Annotated in this window: 21 protein-coding genes and 1 tRNA gene; 3 read left to right on the forward strand and 19 right to left on the reverse strand. The window is 64.6% G+C overall.

Annotated features, from left to right (window positions below):
• Window positions 1–4 precede the first annotated feature (4 nt).
• The 3 genes from VER16_RS14690 to VER16_RS14700 form a co-directional block, all read right to left on the reverse strand.
• On the reverse strand, window positions 5–2,140 hold the full coding sequence (locus VER16_RS14690) for a TonB-dependent receptor (RefSeq protein WP_324809378.1): 2,136 nt from the start codon (window positions 2,138–2,140) through the stop codon (window positions 5–7).
• A gap of 119 nt (window positions 2,141–2,259) precedes the next feature.
• Complete coding sequence (locus VER16_RS14695) at window positions 2,260–2,673, reverse strand: DUF2946 family protein (RefSeq protein ID WP_324809586.1); 414 nt, start codon at window positions 2,671–2,673, stop codon at window positions 2,260–2,262.
• Window positions 2,674–2,880: 207 nt separating this feature from the next.
• Window positions 2,881–3,261 carry a tautomerase family protein gene (locus VER16_RS14700; protein WP_324809380.1) on the reverse strand — a complete coding sequence of 127 codons (381 nt, stop codon included), beginning with the start codon at window positions 3,259–3,261 and terminating at the stop codon, window positions 2,881–2,883.
• Between the two features lie 521 nt (window positions 3,262–3,782).
• Here VER16_RS14700 and VER16_RS14705 point away from each other — a divergent pair.
• Both VER16_RS14705 and VER16_RS14710 read left to right on the forward strand, forming a co-directional pair.
• Complete coding sequence (locus tag VER16_RS14705; RefSeq protein WP_324809382.1) at window positions 3,783–4,190, forward strand: hypothetical protein; 408 nt, start codon at window positions 3,783–3,785, stop codon at window positions 4,188–4,190.
• Window positions 4,191–4,558: 368 nt separating this feature from the next.
• Window positions 4,559–6,157: a GmrSD restriction endonuclease domain-containing protein gene (locus VER16_RS14710; protein ID WP_324809384.1), complete on the forward strand. Its 1,599-nt coding sequence runs from the start codon at window positions 4,559–4,561 to the stop codon at window positions 6,155–6,157.
• Window positions 6,158–6,443: 286 nt separating this feature from the next.
• Here VER16_RS14710 and VER16_RS14715 read toward each other — a convergent pair whose 3' ends face one another.
• The 15 genes from VER16_RS14715 to VER16_RS14785 all read right to left on the reverse strand — a co-directional run bounded on the left by VER16_RS14715 (window position 6,444) and on the right by VER16_RS14785 (window position 18,843).
• Window positions 6,444–7,103: a hypothetical protein gene (locus tag VER16_RS14715; protein ID WP_324809386.1), complete on the reverse strand. Its 660-nt coding sequence runs from the start codon at window positions 7,101–7,103 to the stop codon at window positions 6,444–6,446.
• Window positions 7,104–7,488: 385 nt separating this feature from the next.
• A tRNA-Val gene (locus VER16_RS14720) sits at window positions 7,489–7,563 on the reverse strand.
• 207 nt (window positions 7,564–7,770) lie between these two features.
• On the reverse strand, window positions 7,771–8,124 hold the full coding sequence (locus tag VER16_RS14725) for a PilZ domain-containing protein (RefSeq protein WP_313146210.1): 354 nt from the start codon (window positions 8,122–8,124) through the stop codon (window positions 7,771–7,773).
• Window positions 8,121–9,077, reverse strand: coding sequence for a DNA polymerase III subunit delta' (locus VER16_RS14730; protein WP_324809390.1), 957 nt, complete (start codon window positions 9,075–9,077; stop codon window positions 8,121–8,123). Before VER16_RS14730 ends, VER16_RS14725 begins: the two co-directional genes overlap by 4 nt.
• The gene (gene tmk / locus VER16_RS14735; protein WP_324809392.1) at window positions 9,074–9,739 is read right to left on the reverse strand and encodes a dTMP kinase; all 666 of its coding nucleotides are present in this window, start codon (window positions 9,737–9,739) and stop codon (window positions 9,074–9,076) included. The genes VER16_RS14730 and tmk overlap by 4 nt, the downstream gene beginning before the upstream one ends.
• Window positions 9,736–10,797 (reverse strand): endolytic transglycosylase MltG, encoded by a 1,062-nt coding sequence (gene mltG, locus VER16_RS14740; RefSeq protein ID WP_324809394.1) that lies wholly within the window; start codon window positions 10,795–10,797, stop codon window positions 9,736–9,738. Before mltG ends, tmk begins: the two co-directional genes overlap by 4 nt.
• Window positions 10,798–10,916: 119 nt before the next feature.
• Complete coding sequence (locus tag VER16_RS14745) at window positions 10,917–12,281, reverse strand: aminodeoxychorismate synthase component I (protein WP_324809587.1); 1,365 nt, start codon at window positions 12,279–12,281, stop codon at window positions 10,917–10,919.
• 123 nt (window positions 12,282–12,404) lie between these two features.
• Window positions 12,405–13,667, reverse strand: coding sequence for a beta-ketoacyl-ACP synthase II (fabF, locus tag VER16_RS14750; RefSeq protein ID WP_324809396.1), 1,263 nt, complete (start codon window positions 13,665–13,667; stop codon window positions 12,405–12,407).
• 142 nt (window positions 13,668–13,809) lie between these two features.
• Window positions 13,810–14,049 carry an acyl carrier protein gene (gene acpP, locus VER16_RS14755; protein WP_005415509.1) on the reverse strand — a complete coding sequence of 80 codons (240 nt, stop codon included), beginning with the start codon at window positions 14,047–14,049 and terminating at the stop codon, window positions 13,810–13,812.
• Between the two features lie 153 nt (window positions 14,050–14,202).
• A complete protein-coding gene (gene fabG, locus VER16_RS14760) occupies window positions 14,203–14,946 on the reverse strand; it encodes a 3-oxoacyl-ACP reductase FabG (protein WP_324809399.1) in 744 nt (247 codons plus the stop codon).
• Window positions 14,947–15,027: 81 nt separating this feature from the next.
• Complete coding sequence (gene fabD, locus VER16_RS14765) at window positions 15,028–15,972, reverse strand: ACP S-malonyltransferase (RefSeq protein ID WP_324809401.1); 945 nt, start codon at window positions 15,970–15,972, stop codon at window positions 15,028–15,030.
• Window positions 15,973–16,096: 124 nt separating this feature from the next.
• Window positions 16,097–16,879, reverse strand: a complete 783-nt coding sequence (locus VER16_RS14770; RefSeq protein ID WP_324809403.1) for a serine/threonine protein phosphatase — start codon at window positions 16,877–16,879, stop codon at window positions 16,097–16,099.
• A 74-nt stretch (window positions 16,880–16,953) separates the two neighbouring features.
• Window positions 16,954–17,931 carry a beta-ketoacyl-ACP synthase III gene (locus tag VER16_RS14775; protein WP_324809405.1) on the reverse strand — a complete coding sequence of 326 codons (978 nt, stop codon included), beginning with the start codon at window positions 17,929–17,931 and terminating at the stop codon, window positions 16,954–16,956.
• Window positions 17,932–18,022: 91 nt separating this feature from the next.
• The gene (rpmF, locus tag VER16_RS14780) at window positions 18,023–18,217 is read right to left on the reverse strand and encodes a 50S ribosomal protein L32 (RefSeq protein ID WP_005408308.1); all 195 of its coding nucleotides are present in this window, start codon (window positions 18,215–18,217) and stop codon (window positions 18,023–18,025) included.
• A 116-nt stretch (window positions 18,218–18,333) separates the two neighbouring features.
• Entirely contained in the window at window positions 18,334–18,843 is a 510-nt protein-coding gene (locus VER16_RS14785; protein ID WP_324809408.1) for a YceD family protein, read from the reverse strand.
• A 114-nt stretch (window positions 18,844–18,957) separates the two neighbouring features.
• Here VER16_RS14785 and VER16_RS14790 point away from each other — a divergent pair, with 114 nt between their 5' ends.
• Window positions 18,958–19,530 carry a Maf family protein gene (locus VER16_RS14790; protein ID WP_324809410.1) on the forward strand — a complete coding sequence of 191 codons (573 nt, stop codon included), beginning with the start codon at window positions 18,958–18,960 and terminating at the stop codon, window positions 19,528–19,530.
• 118 nt (window positions 19,531–19,648) lie between these two features.
• Here VER16_RS14790 and VER16_RS14795 read toward each other — a convergent pair whose 3' ends face one another.
• Complete coding sequence (locus VER16_RS14795; protein WP_324809412.1) at window positions 19,649–21,487, reverse strand: glycosyltransferase family 39 protein; 1,839 nt, start codon at window positions 21,485–21,487, stop codon at window positions 19,649–19,651.
• Window positions 21,488–21,531: the final 44 nt, after the last annotated feature.

The following is a 21,531-nucleotide window of genomic DNA, read 5'->3' on the forward strand; positions in this document are numbered from 1 at the left end:
ATCCTCAAAAGCGATGGTCGAGGGTGAATTCGACGCGGCGGTCCGCGCCCAGCAGCCACTGCGTGCTGGTGTAGTACGCCGTCGCGTAGTACGCCTTGTCGAACACGTTGAACAGTCGCGCGCTTACCCGGGTACGCGGTGCCGCCTGCCAGGTCAGGGCCAGATCGGTGGTGCTGTAGCCCGGCAGTTCCAGCGTGTTGGCGTTGTCCGCATAACGTTTGCCGACATAGCGCGCGCCGCCGGCCACGGTCCAGTCCGGCAGGAACTGCCAGCTCAGCCACACGTTCGCCATCCGCTCGGCCACGTTCGGCGGCACGTTGCCATCACGCGAGACCACCACTGCAGGCGAGCCGGTAGTTTCCAGGAAATCCTCGAATTCGGCCTTCAAGACCGTGGCATTCGCATCCAGCGACCAGTGCGGCGCGAACGCCCAGTTCAACGACGCCTCGATGCCGCGCGAAGTCTGCGCACCCACCTGCACGCGGCGATCGGGCTGCAGCGGATCACGACTGAGCAGCCCGGTCTTGCGTATGCGGTACGCCGCCAGCGTCCACTCACCGCCGTCGAAGGCCTGCTTCATGCCCACTTCGAACTGCCGGCCCTTGGCCAGATCGAACGCACCGTTGGCCGGGCTGATCATCAGCAGCCCACTGACCGGATCGGCCGCCTGCGAATACTGCGCGTACAGGCTCAACGTCGGGCGCAGCGCGAACACCGTGCCCGCGCGCCAGCCCGTGCTGCTGTAAGTCTTGGAGAACGCTGCCGCGCCACTGATCAGATCGGTGCGATCGATGGTCGCGCGGTCATGGCGCAGCCCGCCCAGCACCGACCAGCGTTCGCTCAGCGTCAGGTGGTCTTCGGCAAACAGCGCGTACTGTTCGGCACGGTTGCGGTAGCGCGGCAGGTTGGGCGCATCGCTGGCGAATTCACCCGGCACTGGATGGAACGGATCGACCGGCCCGGAGCTGCCGGCGTAGGTGTTGTTGGTGTGCTTGAAGTGCGCGCGGTTGGCATCCAGGCCCACCGCGAAACGGTTGGCCAGCCCGCCCACCTGCCCCCGCACGCGCAGCGTGGAAGTCAGCCCGCTCTGGTCCTGGTTGTGGGTGATCTGCGTGTTGTCCGAGCGGTCGATCAGCCCCGTGGCGTCGTTGTAGACGTAGGCCTCGGCATTGCGCCAATCGCGCTGGCTGTCGATCTGGTAGACACGCGTGCGCCATTCCACGTTTGCGGTCGGCGTCCACAGTGCATCGAGTTGGGTCCAGCGGTCGCGGAAACGGATCTCGCTGTCGGCCACGTTGAAGTTGCGGTGGCGCAGCGCTTCGAGCTGGCGGCCATCCACCAGCGGCGTACCGAAGTAGCGCATCGGCTGCTGGTAGCCCTGCGCATGGGTCAGGGTCAGCTGCAGGTCCGTGCGCGGCTGCCACAGCAGCGCACCGGAGAACGTCGCATCGTTGTTGCGGCCACGATCCACCCAGCCGCCACTGTAGTTGCCACTCACGTCCACGTGGTAGGCCAGCGCGGGCGTCAGCGCGCCGCCGCTGCCAAAGCCCAGGCGCGCAGTGTCCTCGCTGCCCACGGTGACGCTGATCTCGTTCTCGATGGCACCGCGCGACGGCTTCTTCGGCACGATGTTGATGACCCCGCCAATGGCACCATCGCCATGGATGACCGAGGCCGGACCGCGCAGCACTTCGATGCGCTCGATGGACCAGGTATCGAACGGGAAGGTGACGCCCACCCCGCCGTACTGGCGCAGGCCGTCGTACAGGCGCATCACCGACGCGCCATCGGTGAAGCCGCGGCTGGACAGCGCACTGAGGCCATTGCCCGGGTGCGGCGTCGCACTGATGGCTCCGGCACGGCTGATGGCATCGTTGAGGTTGCTGTCGCCGCGCTGTTCCAGCTGGTCGCGGTCGATGACGGTGAGCGCAGCCGGCGTCTGCAGCACGCTCAGGCCGAGCGCGGAGCCCGCGCTGGGGGTGGCCGACAGTTCGCCATGGCGGGTATCGACCACGCGCACGGTGTCCAGGGTGGTGGGGTCTGCGGCATCGGCGCGGGCCGGTGCGGTGTACAGGGCGCAGGCGCACAGCGCCGGCAGCGTCGCCCAGCGCAGGGCAACGACGTTCGGGTTCGTTTTCATGTTTCCACGGCATGCAGTGCCGCCCCATCAACGAGGGCAGCAGAAAGAAAAGCGCACGCAGTAGTGCCAGGCCATGCCTGGCAGCTCTGAATCCATCAGGGAACGACCGCGTGCGCGGCTCAGCCAGCGAACGCCACCGGTGGCCCACGCGCGCCCAGTGTTCCGCGCAGCCGCGAGGGCAGCGCTCTGACAGATCCCGCCAATGCACGGCACACCGGTGCCAAAGGCACCAGCAGCAGGAACGCGGCCACCAGCAAGGTAATCAGGCGCGCCGCGATCAGGCAGTACTCGCAGTCCACGCCCATTTCATGCTCGGCGTGTGGATCGACTGCCGGCTTGGCGGCGGTCTCGTCGTGCGTCATCGCCATCGCGTGGTGGTCGTGGTGACCTTCCATCGCGTGCTGCGCGTGTTCGGCATGCGCGCTGTGGTCCATGGCGCCGTGGTCCATCGCCGCCATCACCGGCGCTTCGGCGGGCGCCGGCCCATGGGCCATCCAGCGGCTCACCAGCGGGGCAAGCAGCACCAGCAGCATGGCAAGCCATGCCAGGGTCTGGAACCGGCGGTGGAATCGGGGGCGACGCACCCGCCCATTCTACGGCGCGGCAACCAACCCTGGACCACGTTCAGGGTTTTGCCCCTGCGACACGGTGACGCAGGGGGCACACCCCGGGCCACGCCGATGACTCCACCCTCTCGCAGTAGATCCACGCCATGCGTGGATGCTCTTGCTCCTGGCGAATCAACTCACATACTGCGCCACACCATTCCCGAACGACCAATTCTCGCGCTTCACTTCCACCAGGTTGATGAACACGTCTTCGCGGCGGATACCCACCGCCTCGTGCAGGCCATCGGCAATGCAGAGGTACAGCGCCTTCTTCTGCTCCACCGTCCGCCCCTCGTTCCAGGTGATCTGGATACAGATGAAGTCATCGGTGCGGTCCACGCCCAGATAGCCGGGATCGTAAACAAGGGTGCCGGCCTCGTGTTCCTGGAACACCTGGAAGCGATCGTTTTCCGGCACACCCACCGCGCGCATGGCCTGGTAGATCACCTCCCCCACGCGCTGCAGATACTCGGCGGATTTACCTTTGCGAAGATCGATACGGGCGAGCGGCATGGTGGGACTCCAGAGCCAGAGGGGACAACCGTGGGCCGAGACTACGCCTGCCGGGCTCGGCGACACAGGGCATGGATGGAACGTCTGCTTTCATCCACGGCACGTTCGCCTAGGGCTGCGCCGGGTGACGTGATTGCCACCTGCCGGGGCTATGTAACGGCACGGCTTGGTTCAGGTAACGCGGCTGGCTACGCCATGGGTGCTGGTACACCGTCATGGCAGGCGTTGTTGCAACTTTCCTCACTGACTTCTGTGTTTGCACGAATCGATGATCGCCTCGCCAAGGCAGCTTGCCTTGGTCGGGATTGGCGTCTCGAATAAACGAATAGGCTCACAGGAAGTTGCGATCTTGGTCGCAGCAAAGAGAATGCACCGATTGCCTTCAATGGCGGGCGGTGCGTGGGGATCGCAGGATCCGCCAGGCCTTTTCTCCCTGTGAGCTTTTCTGCCTTGGTACGCCAACCCGCACCGTCCGCCACCTTCATTACGGAAGGTGGCTCTACGCCAGTGAGGGTTTCGCCATGACCAATCGAACCGCATACCACCCACGCCTGTACGCCCTTATCGGCGACCTCGTCAACGACGTGCCCGACGATCTCGCGCGCGAGATCGAATGTGCATTGAAAGAACAGAATCAGCCCGTGCAGGCACCCACGTTCTTCGCCTGTCTTGATGCCATCCGCCAAGGTGATGGTGCAGATGGTCAGCCATGCCACGGCCACAGACTCGGCGCCAGCAATCACGCATCACTCAGTCGCTCGCTGGCGGGGCTCACTGCGCTGCTGGATCTACTGCAGGCCGCAGACCGTGCGCGCGTCGAAGGCGTGCCGGAAGAACAGCTGGGCAACTGCCACACCGATGGTTTGATCGTCGCGGCACGACAACTGGTGCGCGAGGCCGCTCGTTCCCTGGAATGCAACGCACCATGATTCTCATGTTAACTCAGCATCTAAGGGAGTCGCGAGCGGGAGAGAGCTGTAGCGCAGACGCTTACGTCAACCTGAAGCACCATAGGCGGTGCAGGGATCGAACATTTGCCTTTTTCTGGTCTCCGCATTCGGGAAAAGCGCCACCAGGATAATGACCTCTAGATCTGACCAAGGGCACATCTGGCCACGACAGGTACTGCCGCAAGAACAGTCGCGACGGCCCCTCACGTTCTTACTTCGAGCTTCGGCTTTTGGAATCAACCGACATCTGTGAAAAATGCATTTAAGTGAGTTCTTTGCATCCAGATGAACTGCTCGCACTTGAAGCTTCGACCGCAGTAAGATGCTTGCTCCACAGGAGGGACCCAATGGCAACAAACATCTCAAACAGGCTTAGCACCGACACCGTCTATTTCTCCTCACTCCTTGAGGACATAAAACAGGGTCGCATCAAAATCCCAAAGTTCCAAAGGCCATATGTATGGGATGACGAGCAAGCACTGAAGCTGTTAGACAGCATCGTCAATAGCTATCCAATCGGCAGCATTCTCATTTGGAGAACGCCAACAAAACTGAACACAGAAAGGAGTTTTGGAGACTTCATTCTTCCTGAGACTGACGACATTACGCCCACAGACTATGTACTGGATGGGCAGCAGCGATTGACCGTTGTTTATTCGTGCCTCGGAGCGCCAGTAACGGCCGCTGGATTCAAGGCAGTCTATGATCTTGAAACTGAAAAGTTCGCCCCACAGGGAACGATCCCAGCGGGAATCACAGTATTTCCGCTTCGCAAGCTTTATGAAACGACCGCCTTACTGGATTTCCGCACTGCACTTCAAACGCATGATGACAAAGATATTCTCCAGGCACGTTTAGATCAGCTAATTAGAGCATTCACCACTTATAAAATCCCTACAGTCATCCTCAAAGATTTGGACGTTGTCGAGGTATGCCCAATTTTCGAACGAATCAATAGCTCTGGCACGAAGCTGAGCACCTACGATCTGATGGTTGCCGCCACTTGGTCAAACGGCTTTGACCTAGACGAAAAAGTTGAAGAGATTGCAGCATCCCTTCAGCCGAAGGGCTTTGGCGACATAGACAAGACAACGATCTTGAAGTGCCTTTCTGCCGTCGAATTTGGCAGCATCAAGGATGCAGCATTGCGCAGCCTTCGTGATCTCGATGAAACTAAACTTGGCGTACTTACTGCAAACACAAAACAGTCGCTACTAAAGACTGTTGATCTGCTCAGCACGGAATTCAGAATTCATAGCTGGGATTTCCTCTCATACCAAGCGATTGTGGTAATTATCACTGAGATCTTCTCCAAGAAGCCGAAGTTAGATCACAATGAAATAGTTCGTCTCAAACAATGGTTCTGGCGCGCATCCTTCTCCGAAAGATACAAAGTCGGCGGTGAAGCGTTCGTCTCTAACGACCTATTGAAGGTCCGTGCCTTTGTCCTGGATGCGACCGGTGCTCCAACCGACTTCGGCACAGCACCAGGTGCCAGCGATTGGCAGCAGGTCACGTTTCGCAGCAATGCATCGCGCTCGAGAGCATTTCTACTTGCGCTCGCGCTTCAGCACCCTCTCAACTTAGTGACAGGGACAAAAGTCGACGTCGCCACAGCACTCTCTGCATTCAACAAGAAGGAGTACCACCATGTTTACCCGCGAGCATTCTTAAAGAAAAATAAAGAAAAAATAGATGACAACTTGGCGTGCAACATATGCATGCTGAGCGCCGAATCCAATAAGCAGATAAGTGATGACGACCCCACCGTCTATCTGTTCAACCTAGCCACTGCTCACGGTGGCAGAGCGGACAAAGTATTCGGAAGCAATTTTCTGCCGGCGCCCTCAGCGTTCGCTTACGCGACCGCCAGCTATGCCGACTTCATCGCTGCTCGGTCGGAAATTTTGGCTGCGCGAGGCACCGAACTCTGTGATGGGCACTGACCGTTTGCGCGGCTTCATCTAGGCTTTTGGCGGGGCGCTACTCAGGCGCCCCGCTTCGCTTAACACAACTGGCGCGCGCCCTCAATGCCCAAGAATGCATATCGCGGAGGACCGCGCTGAACCAGCGCAACCACGCAGAATAATTAACGCAATACGCGATCTCAGGAAGCCAGCTTTTGCATGCATCAGAGAGAAATAGCTAAAAGCGCCAAAGAGATTAGATATCTGGAAGGCAAGCGATTTCTAGGACGCATTCACACACCAGTAGCCTAGGCTATCGAACGGATCAAGAGGCTGTCGCTCCTCGGGCAGCTTCAAATGAAGCAACCTTCCCATCAAATACCAGCGCGAGCGCCGGCTGCATTTCCAGAATCGCTGCGCGGACAGCACCAATCTCTGACTCGACCTCGCCTAAGGTGTTCACGCCACTTGGGCCGGGGTCAATGTCGGGCCAGTGATCGCCAAGGATCGCCATCGCCCGCGAGTGCTCTTCCTGCGTAAACGCTGCTGCGACAGCGCATGCGTAGATGGCACACTCGCCGAGAAGGCAGACCTCCGCGTTGCAGCTCGGTGACTTACCTACTCCGTACAGGCTTCCAGGGTTAACCAAGACGTTGGATTTATCGCGAAAGGGATGCGCCAGCAGCGAGGATCGAACCTTATCCAAGCCTCTCCAGATTCGAATCCGCTTCAATGCCGGCATCGCGGTGTCTAGAGCCTCATGGAAGCCGACCTTCCGGCATTCCCAAGTAAAGACACCCCACTCGTCGAGAAAGCTGCAAACAAGGATGTGGATGCGCTCGACAATCACGATGCGAGCCTCCTCATCCGTCGAGTGCCGCTTGAACGAGCGAACTGCTGGCTCAAGTTTGTTCTTGAGGCCCTGCAGAGCAATGATGCTCTGCTGGAACTCGCTAAGGATGAAATTCCGACTGCCCGGCGCCATGCAACGCTCCCTGTAGTTCGCTTTAACTATGATGGGAACAAACGTGACCAGATTTCAGCAGAGCTTTTACCGGTTCGACATCTCTTTCCATCTATCTGACACCCAAGGTGCCATGGTGGCCGCTGGCTTTCCTGCACTGACTCCGACTGCAGGACGCAGTACCACAAGCCAGCCGTGAGCGTCGACGTATTGATGCCATTCTGATGCGGGAATCGGATCTGCCGCGCACTGCGGCGTCCGGTTTAGCTCCCGGATCTCGTCGCGGGAAAGACAGAGCTGAGAAGTCATCGATCAGTCCGGATGCTTACTGCACTTACTCTGCACATACGAAAAAGCCGGCTCAAAGCCGGCTTCTTCATATCACCTGAAAAATCAGGGATCTATTTGGTGGGCGGTACAGGGATCGAACCTGTGACCCTTGCCGTGTGAAGGCAATGCTCTACCGCTGAGCTAACCGCCCGGTGTGTTGCTGAGCCGCTTATTATAGGGGCTTTTCAGAGGCCGTCAACCGTTTTTCACATTTGTGTTCACAGGCCTTTCCGAGGCTTTCAGCCGAGCATGGCTCGGCTCTACTGGGTCGCGGGCCATCGGCCTTTTCGAGGGCTGAAGTCGAGCATGGCTCGACTCTACAGAACAGCGGTTCACGGGTGTTTCGCCCGGCGCTACCTCACATCGTATGCGTCGGCTTGTCCGAGCTGGTCAGGCCGGCCAGCAACGTCTCGATCTTGTGGCGCACGTTCTCGCCTTCCTGGCCGTCGGCCAGCTGCACGCCGATGCCGGCCACGCGGTTGCCCTGTGCGCCGGCTGGGGTCACCCAGATCACCTTGCCGGCCACCGGCAGGCGTTCGCTGGAATCTGGCAGGGTCAGCAGCAGGAACACCTCGTCGCCCAGGAAGTAGCGCTTGGGCGTGGGCACGAAGACGCCGCCATTCTTCACGAACGGCATGTACGCGCTGTACAGCGCGGCTTTGTCCTTTACAGCCAGGGACAGGATGCCCTGGCGGGCGTTGCTGGCACTCATCGATTTCCCCTTGCGGCAGGCCGCTCGTTCACCTTGTTCCAGGCCAGCAGCAACTCCACCACCGCAAGGTCTGCACGCACGGTGGTGCGCAGCAGGTCGCGGGTGCGGTTGGCCGCATCGAACCAGGCTGCAAGCTTGTGCAATCGGTCCGGCGCGGTCAAGGCGTCGGTGCTGGCCTGAGCCAGCGCCAGATCGGCGGCGAAGCGCAGGCGCAGGGCCGCGTTCTCATCGCCGCACCACTTCTGCGCCAGCTCCACCGCGCCGGTCTTGCCGGCAGCCAGCTGTTCCAGCTCGCGGCCGACGTCGCGGCGCAGGCTCAGGCCATCCTCGCGCAGCCAGTTGTCGGCCTGGCCGGGATGGCCGCGCGCCGCGTCCAGCGCCTCGCGCGCGGCCGCTTCGCTGTGGCCCTGCTGCTGCAGCCAGGCCATCGCTTCATCGCGCGGCGGCAGCTTGAATTCCAGACGCTGGCAGCGGCTGCGCACGGTCTGCGGCAGGCGCGCGGGATCGCTGCTGATCAGCCACAGGTAGCGGCCGGGCTGCGGCTCTTCCAGGGTCTTCAGCAGCGCGTTGGCGGCCGAGCGGTTGATGGCATCGGCCGGGTCGACGATCACCACCTGGGCCACGCCGTACTGCGGGGTCAGCGCCAGCTTGTTGGTGATCTCGCGCACCTGCTCGATGACGATCTCGGTGCGCAGTTTGTCGCCGCTCTTGTTCGGAATGAAGCTGACCAGCTGCAGGTCCGGATGCGTACCCGCAGCGATCAGCTGCCGCGTGCGCGTGGCGTGCGCCGCATCGCCACGGGCCAGCACGTGGTCGGCCAGGGCCAGCGCCACTTCATGCTTGCCCAGCCCGGCCGGGCCGCAGATCAGCAGGCCGTGGCCCAGCCGGTCGGCATCCAGCGCGGTCACGGTCTGGTCGAAGGCGCGCTGCTGCCAGGGCGAGAAACTGCTCATGCGCCCTCCCCTGCCTGCAGCCAACGTTCAACCGAAGCCACGACATCGGCAGCCACGCGTTCCTGCACCTGGCCGGCATCGATCAGGGCGAAGCGCTGCGGGTCCTGCTGCGCGCGGCGGCGGAATACTTCGCGCACGCGCTGGAAGAAATCATCCTTCTCGCTTTCGATGCGGTCCGGCCACAGGTCGCGGCCATTGGCACGGGCGCGGCCCACGGCCACGTCCACATCCAGCAGCAGGGTCAGCCCCGGCAGCAGGCCCACGGCGCGGCGTTCCAGGTCGGCAATCCACTGCGGGTCCAGGCCCCGGCCACCGCCCTGGTAGGCATAGCTGGAATCGGTGAAGCGGTCACTCAGCACATAGGCACCGCGCTGCAGCGCCGGCTGGATGACCTGGCGCACGTGCTGGGCACGCGCGGCGAACACCAGCAGCAGCTCGGCTTCGGCGCTCAGCGGTTCGGCGGCGATCTCGGCGTCCGGCTTCAGCACCAGCCCGCGGATGCGCTCGGCCAACGGCGTACCGCCCGGCTCGCGGGTCAGCACGACTTCGTGGCCGTGGCTGCGCAGGCATTCGCGGATGGCGTTGATGGCGGTGGTCTTGCCCGCGCCCTCGCCGCCTTCCAGGCTGACGAAACGCGGGTGGCGAAGCAGCGCGGAACTCATTGCGCCGGGGTCTCCTTGGTACGTTGCTGGCGCAGCTGCTGCAGGTAGCGCGCTACGGCAGCGTTGTGCTGGTCCAGGCTGGGCGAGAACACATGCGCGCCACTGCCATCACCAACGGCAACGAAGTACAGCGCATCACCTGCAGCAGGCTGTGCGGCGGCCATCAGCGCATCGCGGCTGGGCATGGCGATCGGCGTCGGGGTCAGGCCCGCACGGGTGTAGGTGTTGTAGGGCGTATCGGTGGTCAGGTCGCGGCGGCGGATGTTGCCGTCGTAGGCCGTGCCGATGCCGTAGATGACGGTGGGATCGGTCTGCAGGCGCATGCCGATCTTCAGCCGGCGCATGAACACCCCGGCAATCTGCGGGCGCTCGCTGGCCAGCGCGGTTTCCTTTTCGATGATCGAGGCCATCGTCAGCAGTTCATACGGACTGTTGATCGGCAGGTCGGCGGCGCGGCTTTCCCAGGCCTCGTCCAGTGCCTTTTCCATTGCGGCGTGGGCGCGCTTGAGCACGTCCATGTCACTGTCGCCGCGCTGGTAGACATAGGTCTCCGGCAGGAAACGGCCTTCCGGGTGCTGGCCGCCGAAGCCCAGGCGCTGCATCAGCGCAGCGTCATCCAGGGTGTCGGTGGTGTGCAGCAGCGGCTCGGCGCGCTTCAGCGCGGCGCGCACCTGACGGATGTTCCAGCCCTCGACGAGGGTGACGCGGTGCTGCAGCACCTTGCCAGCGCGCATGCGCAGCAGCAGCTCGCGCGGGGTCAGGCTGTTGTCCAGCGCGTACTCGCCCACCTTCAGCTTGCCGGCGGCGTCGAGCTGGCGGGCCAGCAGCTGCCACTGGGTGTCCTGGCCTTCGTCCACGCCGGCCTCGCGCAGCTTGCGCAGCACGCTGTTCATGCCATCGCCGCTGGCGATGACCACGCTCTCGGCGGAAGGGGTGATGTGGCGGTCGGCGAACTGGCTCTGCTGGTAGAAGAACCACGCGCCCGCGCCGGCCAGGACGGCGCCCAGCACCACCACCAGCGTGACCACGAACAGACACCCGCGCTTGGCTCCCGCCATGGACTACCTCTGAATGCGATTCCGCCGTGCAGGATACCGTGCCCGGTGGTGTGGGGTCATGACCGGGGTGGCGCCCAACCCCGCTGCGCTCGCCGGGCATGCCCGGCGGGGGTGATCGGTTACCCCTGCTGGCCCAGCGCGCGCAGCAGGCCGCGGGCCTTGGCGCGGGTCTCGTCCAGTTCCTTGTCCGGGTCCGAGTCGACCACGATGCCGGCGCCGGTGCGGAAGCTCACCTCCTGCCCGTCCACTTCTGCGGTGCGGATGAGGATGTTCAGGTCCAGGTCGCCGTCGCGGTTCAGCCAGCCGAACGCGCCGGTATAGGCCCCGCGCGGCACCTGCTCCAGTTCACTGATGATCTGCATGCAGCGCACCTTGGGGCAGCCGGTGATGGTGCCGCCGGGGAAGGTCGCGGCAATCACCTCGCCCGGGGTGACCTCGGGGCGCAGGTGGCCGCTGACGTTGCTGACGATGTGGTGCACGTGGGCATAGCTTTCCACGGTCATCAGTTCATCGACGACCACGGTGCCGGGCAGGCAGATGCGACCCAGGTCGTTGCGCTCCAGGTCGATCAGCATCACGTGCTCGGCGCGCTCCTTGGGGTGGCCGACCAGTTCCTGGATGCGCGCGGCATCGTCGTCGCCTTCGAAGCGCGGGCGGGTGCCGGCAATCGGCCGGGTCTGCGCGTGGCCGGCATGCACCGACACCAACCGTTCCGGCGATGAACTGACCACGTGGCGGCCATACGCGCTGAACAGGCCGGCAAACGGTGCCGGGTTGGCGCGGCGCAGCTGCGCATACAGTGCCTGCGGGCTGACCGGCGCGGCGAACTGCGCGCTCCAGCGCCGCGACAGGTTCACCTGGAACACGTCGCCGGCACGCAGGTAGTCGATCACCCGGCGCACGCCATCGGTGAAGCGCTGCGGTGCGTCCTCGCCCACCGACTGCGGCGGCTGCCAGCCCTGCCCGGCCTGGGGCAGCGCGGCCGTAGCCTGTGCCACCAGCGCATCCAGCAGGGCCTGCTCGCCGGCTTCGGCAATGACGAAGCTGGCGCGGTTCTCGTGGTCATGCAGCACCGCCGCCGGGCAGCGCAGGGCCAGCGCGGTCGGGCGGCCGTCATCGCGCGCACGCGCCGGCAGCACGGCTTCGATCTGGCTGGCCACTTCGTAATCGAGCATCAGCGCCCAGCCGCCGCGGAACGGCAGGCTGTGGCTGCCGTCGTGCGGCAGGCGCGCGGCCTGCCAGGCGTGGTCCAGCGCCTGCAGGAAGCTGCCGGGCTGCACGGCGTCGTGCTGGTCGCGCACCTGGCCGTCGGCGTCCAGCCGCAGGCAATCGCCCTGCGCGGCCAGCAGCAGGCTCCAGCGCCCCTGGGCGGTGCCCGAAGCGGTGGATTCCATCAGCAGCGGGAAGCGCGCCGGGTCGTGCTGCTGCAGGGCCAGCAGGTCGATCGGGTGCGGCAGCGGGTGGATCAGCGGGGCGTGGGTCATGGCGGCCAGTTCGGGGGGCAGATGCACGGAAGCCGCCTTGCGGCGGCTTCCTGCTGCGTAGAGTCGAGCTTGCTCGACTGGGTTGCACGTTCAGTCGAGCATGGCTCGACTCTACAACCTCGGTCAGACGCGCTTGAAGATCAGCGTGCCGTTGGTGCCGCCGAAGCCGAAGCCGTTGGACATCACCACGTCGACCTTGGCCTGGCGTGCTTCGTTGGGCACGTAGTCCAGGTCGCAGCCTTCGCCCGGCTGTTCCAGGTTGATGGTCGGCGGAATGACGTTGTCCTGCAGCGCCATCACCGAGAAGATCGCTTCCACGCCGCCGGCGGCACCCAGCAGGTGGCCGGTCATCGACTTGGTGGAGCTGACCATCATCTTGTAGGCGTGGTCGCCGAAGGCGGTCTTCATGGCCATGGTTTCGCCCAGGTCGCCCAGCGGCGTGGAGGTGCCGTGTGCGTTGAGGTAGCCGACCTGTTCCGGGGTCACGCCAGCGTCGCGCATGGCCATGGCCATGCAGCGTGCGGCGCCTTCGCCGTTCTCGCTCGGGGCGGTCATGTGGTACGCGTCGGAGCTGGCGCCGAAGCCGGCCAGTTCACAGTAGATCTTCGCGCCGCGGGCCTTGGCGTGTTCGTACTCTTCCAGCACCAGGATGCCGGCGCCGTCGCCCAGCACGAAGCCGTCGCGGTCCTTGTCCCACGGGCGCGAGGCCTGTTCCGGGGCATCGTTGCGGGTGCTCATGGCCTTCATCGCGCAGAAGCCGCCCAGCGCGGTCGGCGAGGAGCCACGCTCGGCGCCACCGACCACCATCACGTCGGCATCGCCGTACTGGATCATGCGCATGGCGGTGCCGATCGAATGGTTCGAGGTCGCGCACGCTGAGACCGCCGAGAACGACGGGCCCTTCAGGCCGGTGATGATGCTCAGCTGGCCCGGCAGCATGTTGATGATGGTCTTGGGCACGTAGAAGGGCGAGATCTTCTTCCCTTCGTGGAACTCGATGGTCTGCTCTTCGATGCCCAGCAGGCCGCCGATGCCGGCGCCGACGATGGCGCCCATGCGCTCGGCATTGGCTTCGGTGATGTCCAGGCCCGAATCGTGCAGAGCCATGAACGAGGCACCGAGGCCGTAATGGATGAACGGGTCCATCTTCTTGGCATCCTTGCCGCTGACCCGGTACTTGCCGAACAGTTCGTTGTCGGCGGTGATGTCAAAGCCTTTGACCTCACCTGCAATCTTGGTGGTGAACCGATCCAGGTAGGCATCAGAAACGTTGGTCAGCGGACCGATGCCCGAACGACCGTGGGTGATGCCTTCCCAGCTGCTGGCCAGATCATTGCCCAACGGCGAGACGATACCCAGGCCGGTTACGACGACGCGACGCTTCATTGCTGATTCTCCTGACCCGGATGATTTCAACGGGCAACTCGGTTTGCTTCGATGTGATGCTCAAACACACGGGGCCGCAACTGCGGCCCCATGGGGTGCGGTGCGCGGCGAGCGGAACCCGCGCGCGCACTGCCGTCTGACATCAGGCCTTGACGTGGGCCTTGATGTAGTCGATGGCGGCCTGCACGGTGCTGATCTTCTCGGCTTCTTCGTCCGGGATCTCGCACTCGAACTCTTCTTCCAGGGCCATCACCAGCTCAACGGTGTCCAGCGAGTCAGCGCCCAGGTCATCGACGAACGATGCGCTGTTGGTGACTTCTTCTTCCTTGACGCCAAGCTGTTCGACGACGATTTTCTTGACGCGTTCTTCGATGGTGCTCATGGGGTATCGCTCCAGATGGAGTAGTGGTTCAAAAGTGGTCGCCATCGGATGGCGATGGCCGTGGGATAGTGTAGTGGAAACCGGCGCGGCCTTGCATGTGTGCAAAAATCCACGCAGATCAACCACTTGCGGCGCAATCCATGCGCCCCTTGCTTACGGCATGTACATGCCGCCGTTCACATGGAGGGTTTCGCCGGTGATGTAGCCGGCCGCCGGGCTGGCCAGGAAAGCCACCGCATGGGCGATGTCTTCCGGCGAGCCCAGGCGTTCGAGGGCGATGTCGTTGATCAGGGCGGTGCGGGCTTCTTCCGGCAGCGCCTTGGTCATGTCGGTGTCGATGAAGCCGGGGGCGACGACGTTGACGGTGACGCCGCGCGAGCCGATTTCCTTGGCCAGCGACTTGCTGAAACCAATGATGCCGGCCTTGGCGGCCGCGTAGTTGGCCTGGCCGGCATTGCCGGTCACGCCCACCACCGAGGCGATGTTGATGATGCGGCCCTTGCGCGCCTTCATCATGCCGCGCATGACCGCCTTGCTGGTGCGGAACACGCTGGTCAGGTTGGTGTCGATGATCGACGCCCAGTCCTCGTCCTTCATGCGCATCAGCAGATTGTCGCGGGTGATGCCGGCGTTGTTGACCAGGATCGAGATCGCGCCGAATTCCTTGGCGATGCCGTCCAGCACGCTGTCCAGCGCGGCGGCGTCGGTCACGTTCAGCGCACGGCCGTGGCCGCCGTGGGCCGCCAGGCGTTCAGCGATCGCGGCAGCGCCGGATTCGGTGGTGGCGGTGCCGATGACGGTGGCGCCCTGGGCGGCCAGCAGATCGGCGATGGCGGCACCAATGCCACGGCTGGCGCCAGTGACCAGTGCGATTTCACCCTGCAGGGGCTTGCTCATGATGTTGTCCTCAGACGTGGGCAGCGACCGCACCCGTGCCGCTTGCAGCGGCTACCGGCACGGTCGGCAGGAACAGGGGGATCAGGCCGACCACGCCTCGCGGGCGCCTTCGAAGTCGCCCGGGGTGGCCAGGGAACGGCCGTCGATGGCCTTGTCGATGCGCTTGACCAGGCCGGTAAGCACCTTGCCCGGACCGCACTCGGCGATCTGGGTGATGCCACGGGCAGCCAGGGCCTGCACGCAACCGGTCCACTGCACCGGCTGGTACAGCTGCTGCACCAGCGCGGCACGGATGGCGTCGACGCCGTCGTGCACCTTGGCATCGACGTTATGCACCACCGGCAGCTGCGGCGCCTGCCAGGACAGGCCAGCCATCACTTCGGCCAGGCGGTTGGCGGCTTCGCGCATCAGCGGGGTGTGCGAGGGCACGCTGACGGCCAGCTTCACGGCCTTGCGCACGCCCTTTTCGGCCAGCAGCGCCAGCGCGCGGTCGACCGCGGTGGCGTCGCCACCGATGACGATCTGGCCCGGCGAGTTGAAGTTGGCCGGCACCACGACCTGGCTGCCAGCGGCTTCGGCGCAGACGTCCAGCACCAGCTGGTCTTCAGCACCGAGCACGGCGGCCATGGCACCGACGCCGGCCGGCGCGGCTTCCTGCATCAGCTGGCCGCGCAGGCGCACCAGATGCGCGCCGTCATGCAGGCTCAGCGCGCCAGCAGCGACCAGGGCGGTGTATTCGCCCAGGCTGTGGCCGGCCAGCACCGCCGGCTGCGGACCACCGACGGCGTTCCAGGCGCGCCACGCGCCGATGCTTGCCGCCAGCAGGGCCGGCTGGGTGTATTCGGTACGGTTGAGCATTTCCTCCGGGCCACCCTGGGACAGCGCCCACAGGTCGACGCCGGCACCATCGGATGCTTCGGTGAAGGCTTCACGCACCTGCGGGTGCAGCTCGGCCAGCTCGGCCAGCATGCCCACGGACTGCGAGCCCTGACCGGGGAAGACAAAAGCGAGGGTGGATACGGTCACGCGGTCATCCGCTTGTTGCAATCGAAGCGGGCCATGATAAGGGCGAATCCCCCGTGTCGTCTGTACGTGCGCGTATGCACGGCGTATGGACCCCGACCCGCCGGGCCATGCCCGGCGGATGCGATCAGCAGAACAGCTGCAGGATGTCCAGTTCGCCATCGGCGAAGAAGTCCATGCACAGGCCGACCACCATGATCAGCCCCAGCGTGGTGGCGCCATGGGTGATGAAGATCGACTGCGCCAGCGCGCGGGCCGAGCGGCCCAGCTTCATGCAGACGCGGGCCAGGCCCTGCAGGCGGCCACTGACCGAATGCACGTGCGCGCGAACCGGGGCCTGCACGCCATGCATGGCCTCGGCCATCATCGCCTGCAGGTGCTGCGGCCGGTCGGCGTAGTACTTGGCCACGCCATAGCCGAACATCAGCCAGTCGCGCGCCTGCGCCTCGGCCAGGTCCATCACTTCCAGCGGGTCTTCCTCGAAATCGATGAAGCCCACATTCTGGCCGTCCCAGGTGAGGTTGCGCGGCACCGGCTGGCCGAAATAGGCGCCACGGCTGTGGGCCTCGGCGAGGGCCTTCATCGCGGCGGCCACCAACCGATCCCGACCGGCGTCATCGGCTTCGCGCAGGCAGGTATTGAAGGAGCCCCCGTTGTCGCCGATCACCAGCGCAGCGTGGCCACTGCCGATCACTTCGGGCACGTTCACCCCCTGCGCATGCAGCTCGCCCAAGCGACGCGCTTCGGTCTCGCGCGCGGCATCGCCTCCGCGGTGCGGTGGCGGACGCAGGGCATCGAGGTGGAAGCGGCGGGCGATGAAATTGAGCAGGCCCAGAGCGAAGGCCCGGCTTCCCTTGCCGTACTGCTTCAGCCAGGCGCGCTGCCCTTCGATGACGATGGGCTCAACCATGACAGATCTCCTGAAACGCGTTACGGCCCCAGAGGGGCCGTAACGACAGACTTCACGTTGTCGTAACTACGCTATCAATAACGCAGCAGGGCCGAACCCCACGTGAAGCCGCCACCGAAGGCTTCCAGCAGGAGCAGCTGGCCGCGCTCGACCTTGCCCGAACGCACGGCGGCGTCCAGCGCCAGCGGCACCGAACCGGAGGAGGTGTTGCCGTGGCGGTCGACGGTGACCACGACCTGGTCCATCGACATCTCCAGCCGCTTGGCAGTGGCCTCGATGATGCGCAGGTTGGCCTGGTGCGGAATCAGCCAATCCAGGTCGGACTTGCCCAGGCCATTGGCCTCCAGGGTTTCATCCACGACCGAGTCCAGCGCCTTGACGGCGTACTTGAACACGTCGTTGCCCTTCATGTTGATGGTGCCGCCGCCATTGGCACCGTCCTTGAAACCGACAGACACGCCGACCGGGTTCCACAGCAGCTCCTTCTTGCTGCCATCGGAATGCAGGTGGGTGCTGAGGATGCCGGTTTCTTCGTCGGCCTTGAGCACGACCGCGCCGGCACCATCGCCGAACAGAACGCAGGTGGTGCGGTCTTCCCAGTCGACGATGCGGGTGAGCGTTTCGGCGCCGATGACCAGCACGTAGCGGGCGTCACCGGAGCGGATGAATTTGTCGGCCACGCTGAGCGCGAACACGAAGCCCGAGCAGGCTGCGTTGACGTCGAAGGCGGGGCAACCCGACGCACCGAGCTTGGCCTGGATCAGGCACGCGGTGGACGGGAAAATGAGATCAGGGGTGGTCGTACCGACCACGATCATGTCGAGCTGGGAAGCGTCGATACCGGCCGCTTCAAGCGCGCGCACCGCGGCGTGGTAGCCGAGGTCGCTGGTGGTTTCGCCTTCGGCCGCGATGTGCCGTTCACGAATACCGGTGCGCGACTGGATCCACTCGTCCGAGGTTTCGACCATCTTTTCCAGGTCGGCGTTGGTCAGGACTTTTTCCGGCAAATAACTACCGGTGCCCGCGATCCTCGAGTAGATCCGCTTGCTCATCATGTTTCCTGTTGCGCAGGCTGCCGGTCACCGGCATGCCCGGGGAAGAAGGCAAAGGCCGCTGCCCAGGGGCAGCGGCCTTATCGGCACATCAATCTTCTTCGACGGCCGAGGTCTTGGTCTGGATGACCTTCTTGCCGCGGTAGAAACCGTCAGCAGTGATGTGGTGACGCAGGTGCACTTCGCCGGTGGTCGGGTCGGTCGACAGCTGCTTGGCGCTCAGGGCGTCATGCGAACGGCGCTGGCCGCGACGGGACGGGGTAACACGGGATTTCTGGACAGCCATGGGATTGCTCCAAACTCGGTTCGTTTTGCTTCGTCGTATCGTCGCGCAGGACGCCAGCGCCCAGCACACTTTCGCTTTCGCCGCAGCCGCCGACGACAATCCGGCTGCTAATGCTTTTACTCTTTCTTCAGAGCCGCCAACGCCGCAAACGGGTTGGCCTGCTTTGCTTCTTCTTCGCTCGGCGCCCAGTCCCTGTCGACTGCTTCACCGTCTGGCGAGAGCGGTACCACGGGCACCGCCAGCACCAGTTCATCTTCAACCAGATCCAGCGGACGCAGCTGCCCATCTTCCGGCACCAGCAACGCCTCGTACTCTTCCGGCAGGGACGATTCCTCGTCCTCGTCGCGGATCAGCCCCAGCCGCTGGGTCATCTTCACCGGCAACAGGAATCGCTGCATGCTGCGCTGACAGGTCAGCGGCAACGCGGTGTCGATGGTCAGTTCCACATAGGATACCCGCAAGACATCGTCGCGACCGAATTCAAGCGAGTAACTGCACTCACCGTCGGTATCGGCGACCAAGCCCTGCAGGCGGGTCATTTCAGCCAGTGGGACCTGGCCGTCGAAGCGCCTTCGCGCTACAACCATCCGCCAGGCATCCAGCGTTTCGGGCACGTTCGCGGACATAAGCCGCTGAATACTAAGGATCGGGGCCGCCGCTGTCAAATGCCCGCCATACAGGGGCTTGATGGCAGCGCCGGGCGCGGGCCAGACTGCCGCGCCCTGCCCCGGAATTGTCGCATGCCTGCCCTGCTCCTGGCCTCCACCTCCCGCTACCGACGCGAGCTGCTGCAGCGTCTGGGCCTGCCCTTCGACTGCGCACGCCCGGCCGTGGACGAGACCCCGCAGGCTGGGGAGGCACCATTGGCGCTGGCCGGCCGGCTGGCGGCTGCGAAGGCCGCCGAGGTCGCCGCGCGCCACCCCGGCACCTGGGTGATCGGCTCGGACCAGGTGGCGGACCTGAACGGCCAGCCGCTGGGCAAGCCCGGCACGGTCGAGGCCGCCTGCGCGCAGCTGGCGGCGATGGCCGGGCAGACGGTGCGCTTCCATACCGCGATCAGTCTCACTCGCGATGGAGAATCGTTCGCAGCCATGGACCTGACCGAAGTTCGCTTCCGCCCGCTGCAGGCGCAGGAGATCGCCCGCTACGTGGCCGCAGAGCAGCCGCTGGACTGCGCCGGCAGCTTCAAGTGCGAGGGCCTGGGCATCAGCCTGTTCGAGTCCATCGACAATCGCGACCCCTCTGCCCTGGTCGGGCTGCCGCTGATCGCACTGTGCGGGCTGCTGCGCCGGGCCGGCTTCGCCGTGCCGTAGCGTCGAGCCATGCTCGGCTGCTCGTCGCTCTTTGTAGAGCCGAGCCCATGCTCGGCTGCTTTTCCGTAGCGTCGAGCTTGCTCGACTGGATGTTCGAGGCAGTCGAGCAAGCTCGACTCTACCGCTCCACCTCGAACGGCTGTTCCTGCCAGTCTTCCACACTGCCATCGCGCCCATGCAGGCGCAGGCCCAGCCAATGGCGCCCAGGCGACAGCCCCTGCGTATCGACGCTGCCATCGAAGCCTGCATGCGGATGCTGCGGATCGTTGGACATCGGCCACATCGGGCGGATGTCGAGTTCGCGGCCATACCGCACATCGCCCACCGGCTGGCCGTCCACCAGCACTTCCACGCGTGCCAGGCCGACGCCATCCTTGAACGCCCAGCCCTTCACTGCCAACGTGCCCGACACCGCCTCACCATTGGCCGGCGAATCCAGATAGGCCACGGCTGGCGTCACGCATGCACCTTCGGCGCGCTGCGCTGGCAGACGGAACAGCAGGAAGCGCTGGAAGCCATGGTCATTGCTGACCACCCGCGGCGGCGGCAGCGGCCCGACCTGCCCGCAGACGGCGTGATACTGCGGCACCAGATCGCGGAAGCGCTGGTCGCTGGGTGAAAGCACCAGCAGCATCGGCGCACTGCGCTCGCCCTGCTGCAGCTGGCCCCACTGCGCCAGCTGTGCAGTGCGGCCGTGCTTGTCGTTGAGCGGGTGCGGCAGCACCGGAATGTTGGCATCCCCCAGCTGGAAGCCAAGCTCGGCACCCACTTTGAAGTTGCCGGCCAGCACGCGCGTACCCTCGGGCATCTGCTTCAGTTCCTCGCGCACGGCGGCCGCCAGCGGTTCCCAGCCTGCAAAGTTGCGCGGGTAATACTTGTCGCCGGCCAGCTGCTCGCGCAGCGAGGGCGTGGAGGCCATCAGGTAGTAAGCGAAGGCCAATGCCATGCCGGTACCCGCCAGCCACCAGCCGGTGCGGCGCAGCCAGCGTGGCCAGCCGTTGAGCACCACCGGCACCGCCACCAGCAGCGCCAGGTAACCCGGCAGCGGCCAGTGGAAGCTGATGCGCTCGACATCGGTGAAGAAGCCCAGCAGGAAGATGCCCAGCGTGGAAACGCCACCCACCAGGCCGAAGTAGCGCCATTGCACGCGCGCACCGCCGCCGCTGCGGGTGCCGGCCAGCGCCACCTTCCACATCGCGATGCACAGAATGGGCGTGACCAGCATCGGCTGGATCACCAAGAACCACAGCCCGCGCCATTCGAACGCCCACGGATGGCGTTCGACCACCTGGAACTTCAGCCCGGCCTCGTGGTTGTCCGCATTCCAGGCCAGCAGCGGCAACCACGCCAGCACGCCCACGGCCAGCGCCACCCACACGCGCGGATCGGTGAGCATGCGCCTGCCCGGCGGCAACGCCAGCAGGGCGATGAAGCCGACGCCGATCACGCCGATGAAACGGTAGTGGCTGAGTGCGCCGATCAGCAGGCCCAGGCCCAGCTTGACGGCCGAGGAGGCATCGACGTTGCGCAGCAGGCGCGCACCGGCATCCAGGCACAGCACCGACGCCAGCGCCAGCGGCACGTCGGGCACGGCCAGCAGGCCCAGCGTGGCCGACAGCGGCATCAGCAGGGTCAGGCTGCCTGCCTGCCAACCCGCGACATTGCCGAACCAGCGCGTGGCGATGCGCGCGACCAGCACCGGCAGCAGCGCGCCGATGAGCAGGAACGGAAGACGCAGCGCGAGTACGTGCTGGCCGCCGATTTCCACGCCCAGGCGCGCCAGCCATGCGGTCAGCCCGGGCAGATCCGAGTACGCCGCCGCCAGGTGCTGGCCTTCCTGCCAGTAGAACGCTTCGTCCACGAACAGTGGCAGGCGCGCGGCCACAAGCAGCTTGGCCGCTGTGACCAGCGTCCATAACCAGAAAAATATCGTCCGTGCGCGTTGTTCGCCCTGCATTGCTCTATGGATAGAATCGAATGGTTCCCGAACGTGAGACGACC

Source organism: Stenotrophomonas sp. (genome assembly GCF_035634915.1).
Lineage (GTDB): Bacteria > Pseudomonadota > Gammaproteobacteria > Xanthomonadales > Xanthomonadaceae > Stenotrophomonas.

Coding starts and splice junctions, on each gene's coding strand:
- VER16_RS14690 (WP_324809378.1), bottom strand. CDS start 2,140: ATGAAAACGAACCCGAACGTCGTTGCCCTGCGCTGGGCGACGCTGCCG.
- VER16_RS14695 (WP_324809586.1), bottom strand. CDS start 2,673: ATGCTGCTGGTGCTGCTTGCCCCGCTGGTGAGCCGCTGGATGGCCCAT.
- VER16_RS14700 (WP_324809380.1), bottom strand. CDS start 3,261: ATGCCGCTCGCCCGTATCGATCTTCGCAAAGGTAAATCCGCCGAGTAT.
- VER16_RS14705 (WP_324809382.1), top strand. CDS start 3,783: ATGACCAATCGAACCGCATACCACCCACGCCTGTACGCCCTTATCGGC.
- VER16_RS14710 (WP_324809384.1), top strand. CDS start 4,559: ATGGCAACAAACATCTCAAACAGGCTTAGCACCGACACCGTCTATTTC.
- VER16_RS14715 (WP_324809386.1), bottom strand. CDS start 7,103: ATGGCGCCGGGCAGTCGGAATTTCATCCTTAGCGAGTTCCAGCAGAGC.
- VER16_RS14725 (WP_313146210.1), bottom strand. CDS start 8,124: ATGAGTGCCAGCAACGCCCGCCAGGGCATCCTGTCCCTGGCTGTAAAG.
- VER16_RS14730 (WP_324809390.1), bottom strand. CDS start 9,077: ATGAGCAGTTTCTCGCCCTGGCAGCAGCGCGCCTTCGACCAGACCGTG.
- tmk (WP_324809392.1), bottom strand. CDS start 9,739: ATGAGTTCCGCGCTGCTTCGCCACCCGCGTTTCGTCAGCCTGGAAGGC.
- mltG (WP_324809394.1), bottom strand. CDS start 10,797: ATGGCGGGAGCCAAGCGCGGGTGTCTGTTCGTGGTCACGCTGGTGGTG.
- VER16_RS14745 (WP_324809587.1), bottom strand. CDS start 12,281: ATGACCCACGCCCCGCTGATCCACCCGCTGCCGCACCCGATCGACCTG.
- fabF (WP_324809396.1), bottom strand. CDS start 13,667: ATGAAGCGTCGCGTCGTCGTAACCGGCCTGGGTATCGTCTCGCCGTTG.
- acpP (WP_005415509.1), bottom strand. CDS start 14,049: ATGAGCACCATCGAAGAACGCGTCAAGAAAATCGTCGTCGAACAGCTT.
- fabG (WP_324809399.1), bottom strand. CDS start 14,946: ATGAGCAAGCCCCTGCAGGGTGAAATCGCACTGGTCACTGGCGCCAGC.
- VER16_RS14770 (WP_324809403.1), bottom strand. CDS start 16,879: ATGGTTGAGCCCATCGTCATCGAAGGGCAGCGCGCCTGGCTGAAGCAG.
- VER16_RS14775 (WP_324809405.1), bottom strand. CDS start 17,931: ATGAGCAAGCGGATCTACTCGAGGATCGCGGGCACCGGTAGTTATTTG.
- rpmF (WP_005408308.1), bottom strand. CDS start 18,217: ATGGCTGTCCAGAAATCCCGTGTTACCCCGTCCCGTCGCGGCCAGCGC.
- VER16_RS14785 (WP_324809408.1), bottom strand. CDS start 18,843: ATGTCCGCGAACGTGCCCGAAACGCTGGATGCCTGGCGGATGGTTGTA.
- VER16_RS14790 (WP_324809410.1), top strand. CDS start 18,958: ATGCCTGCCCTGCTCCTGGCCTCCACCTCCCGCTACCGACGCGAGCTG.
- VER16_RS14795 (WP_324809412.1), bottom strand. CDS start 21,487: ATGCAGGGCGAACAACGCGCACGGACGATATTTTTCTGGTTATGGACG.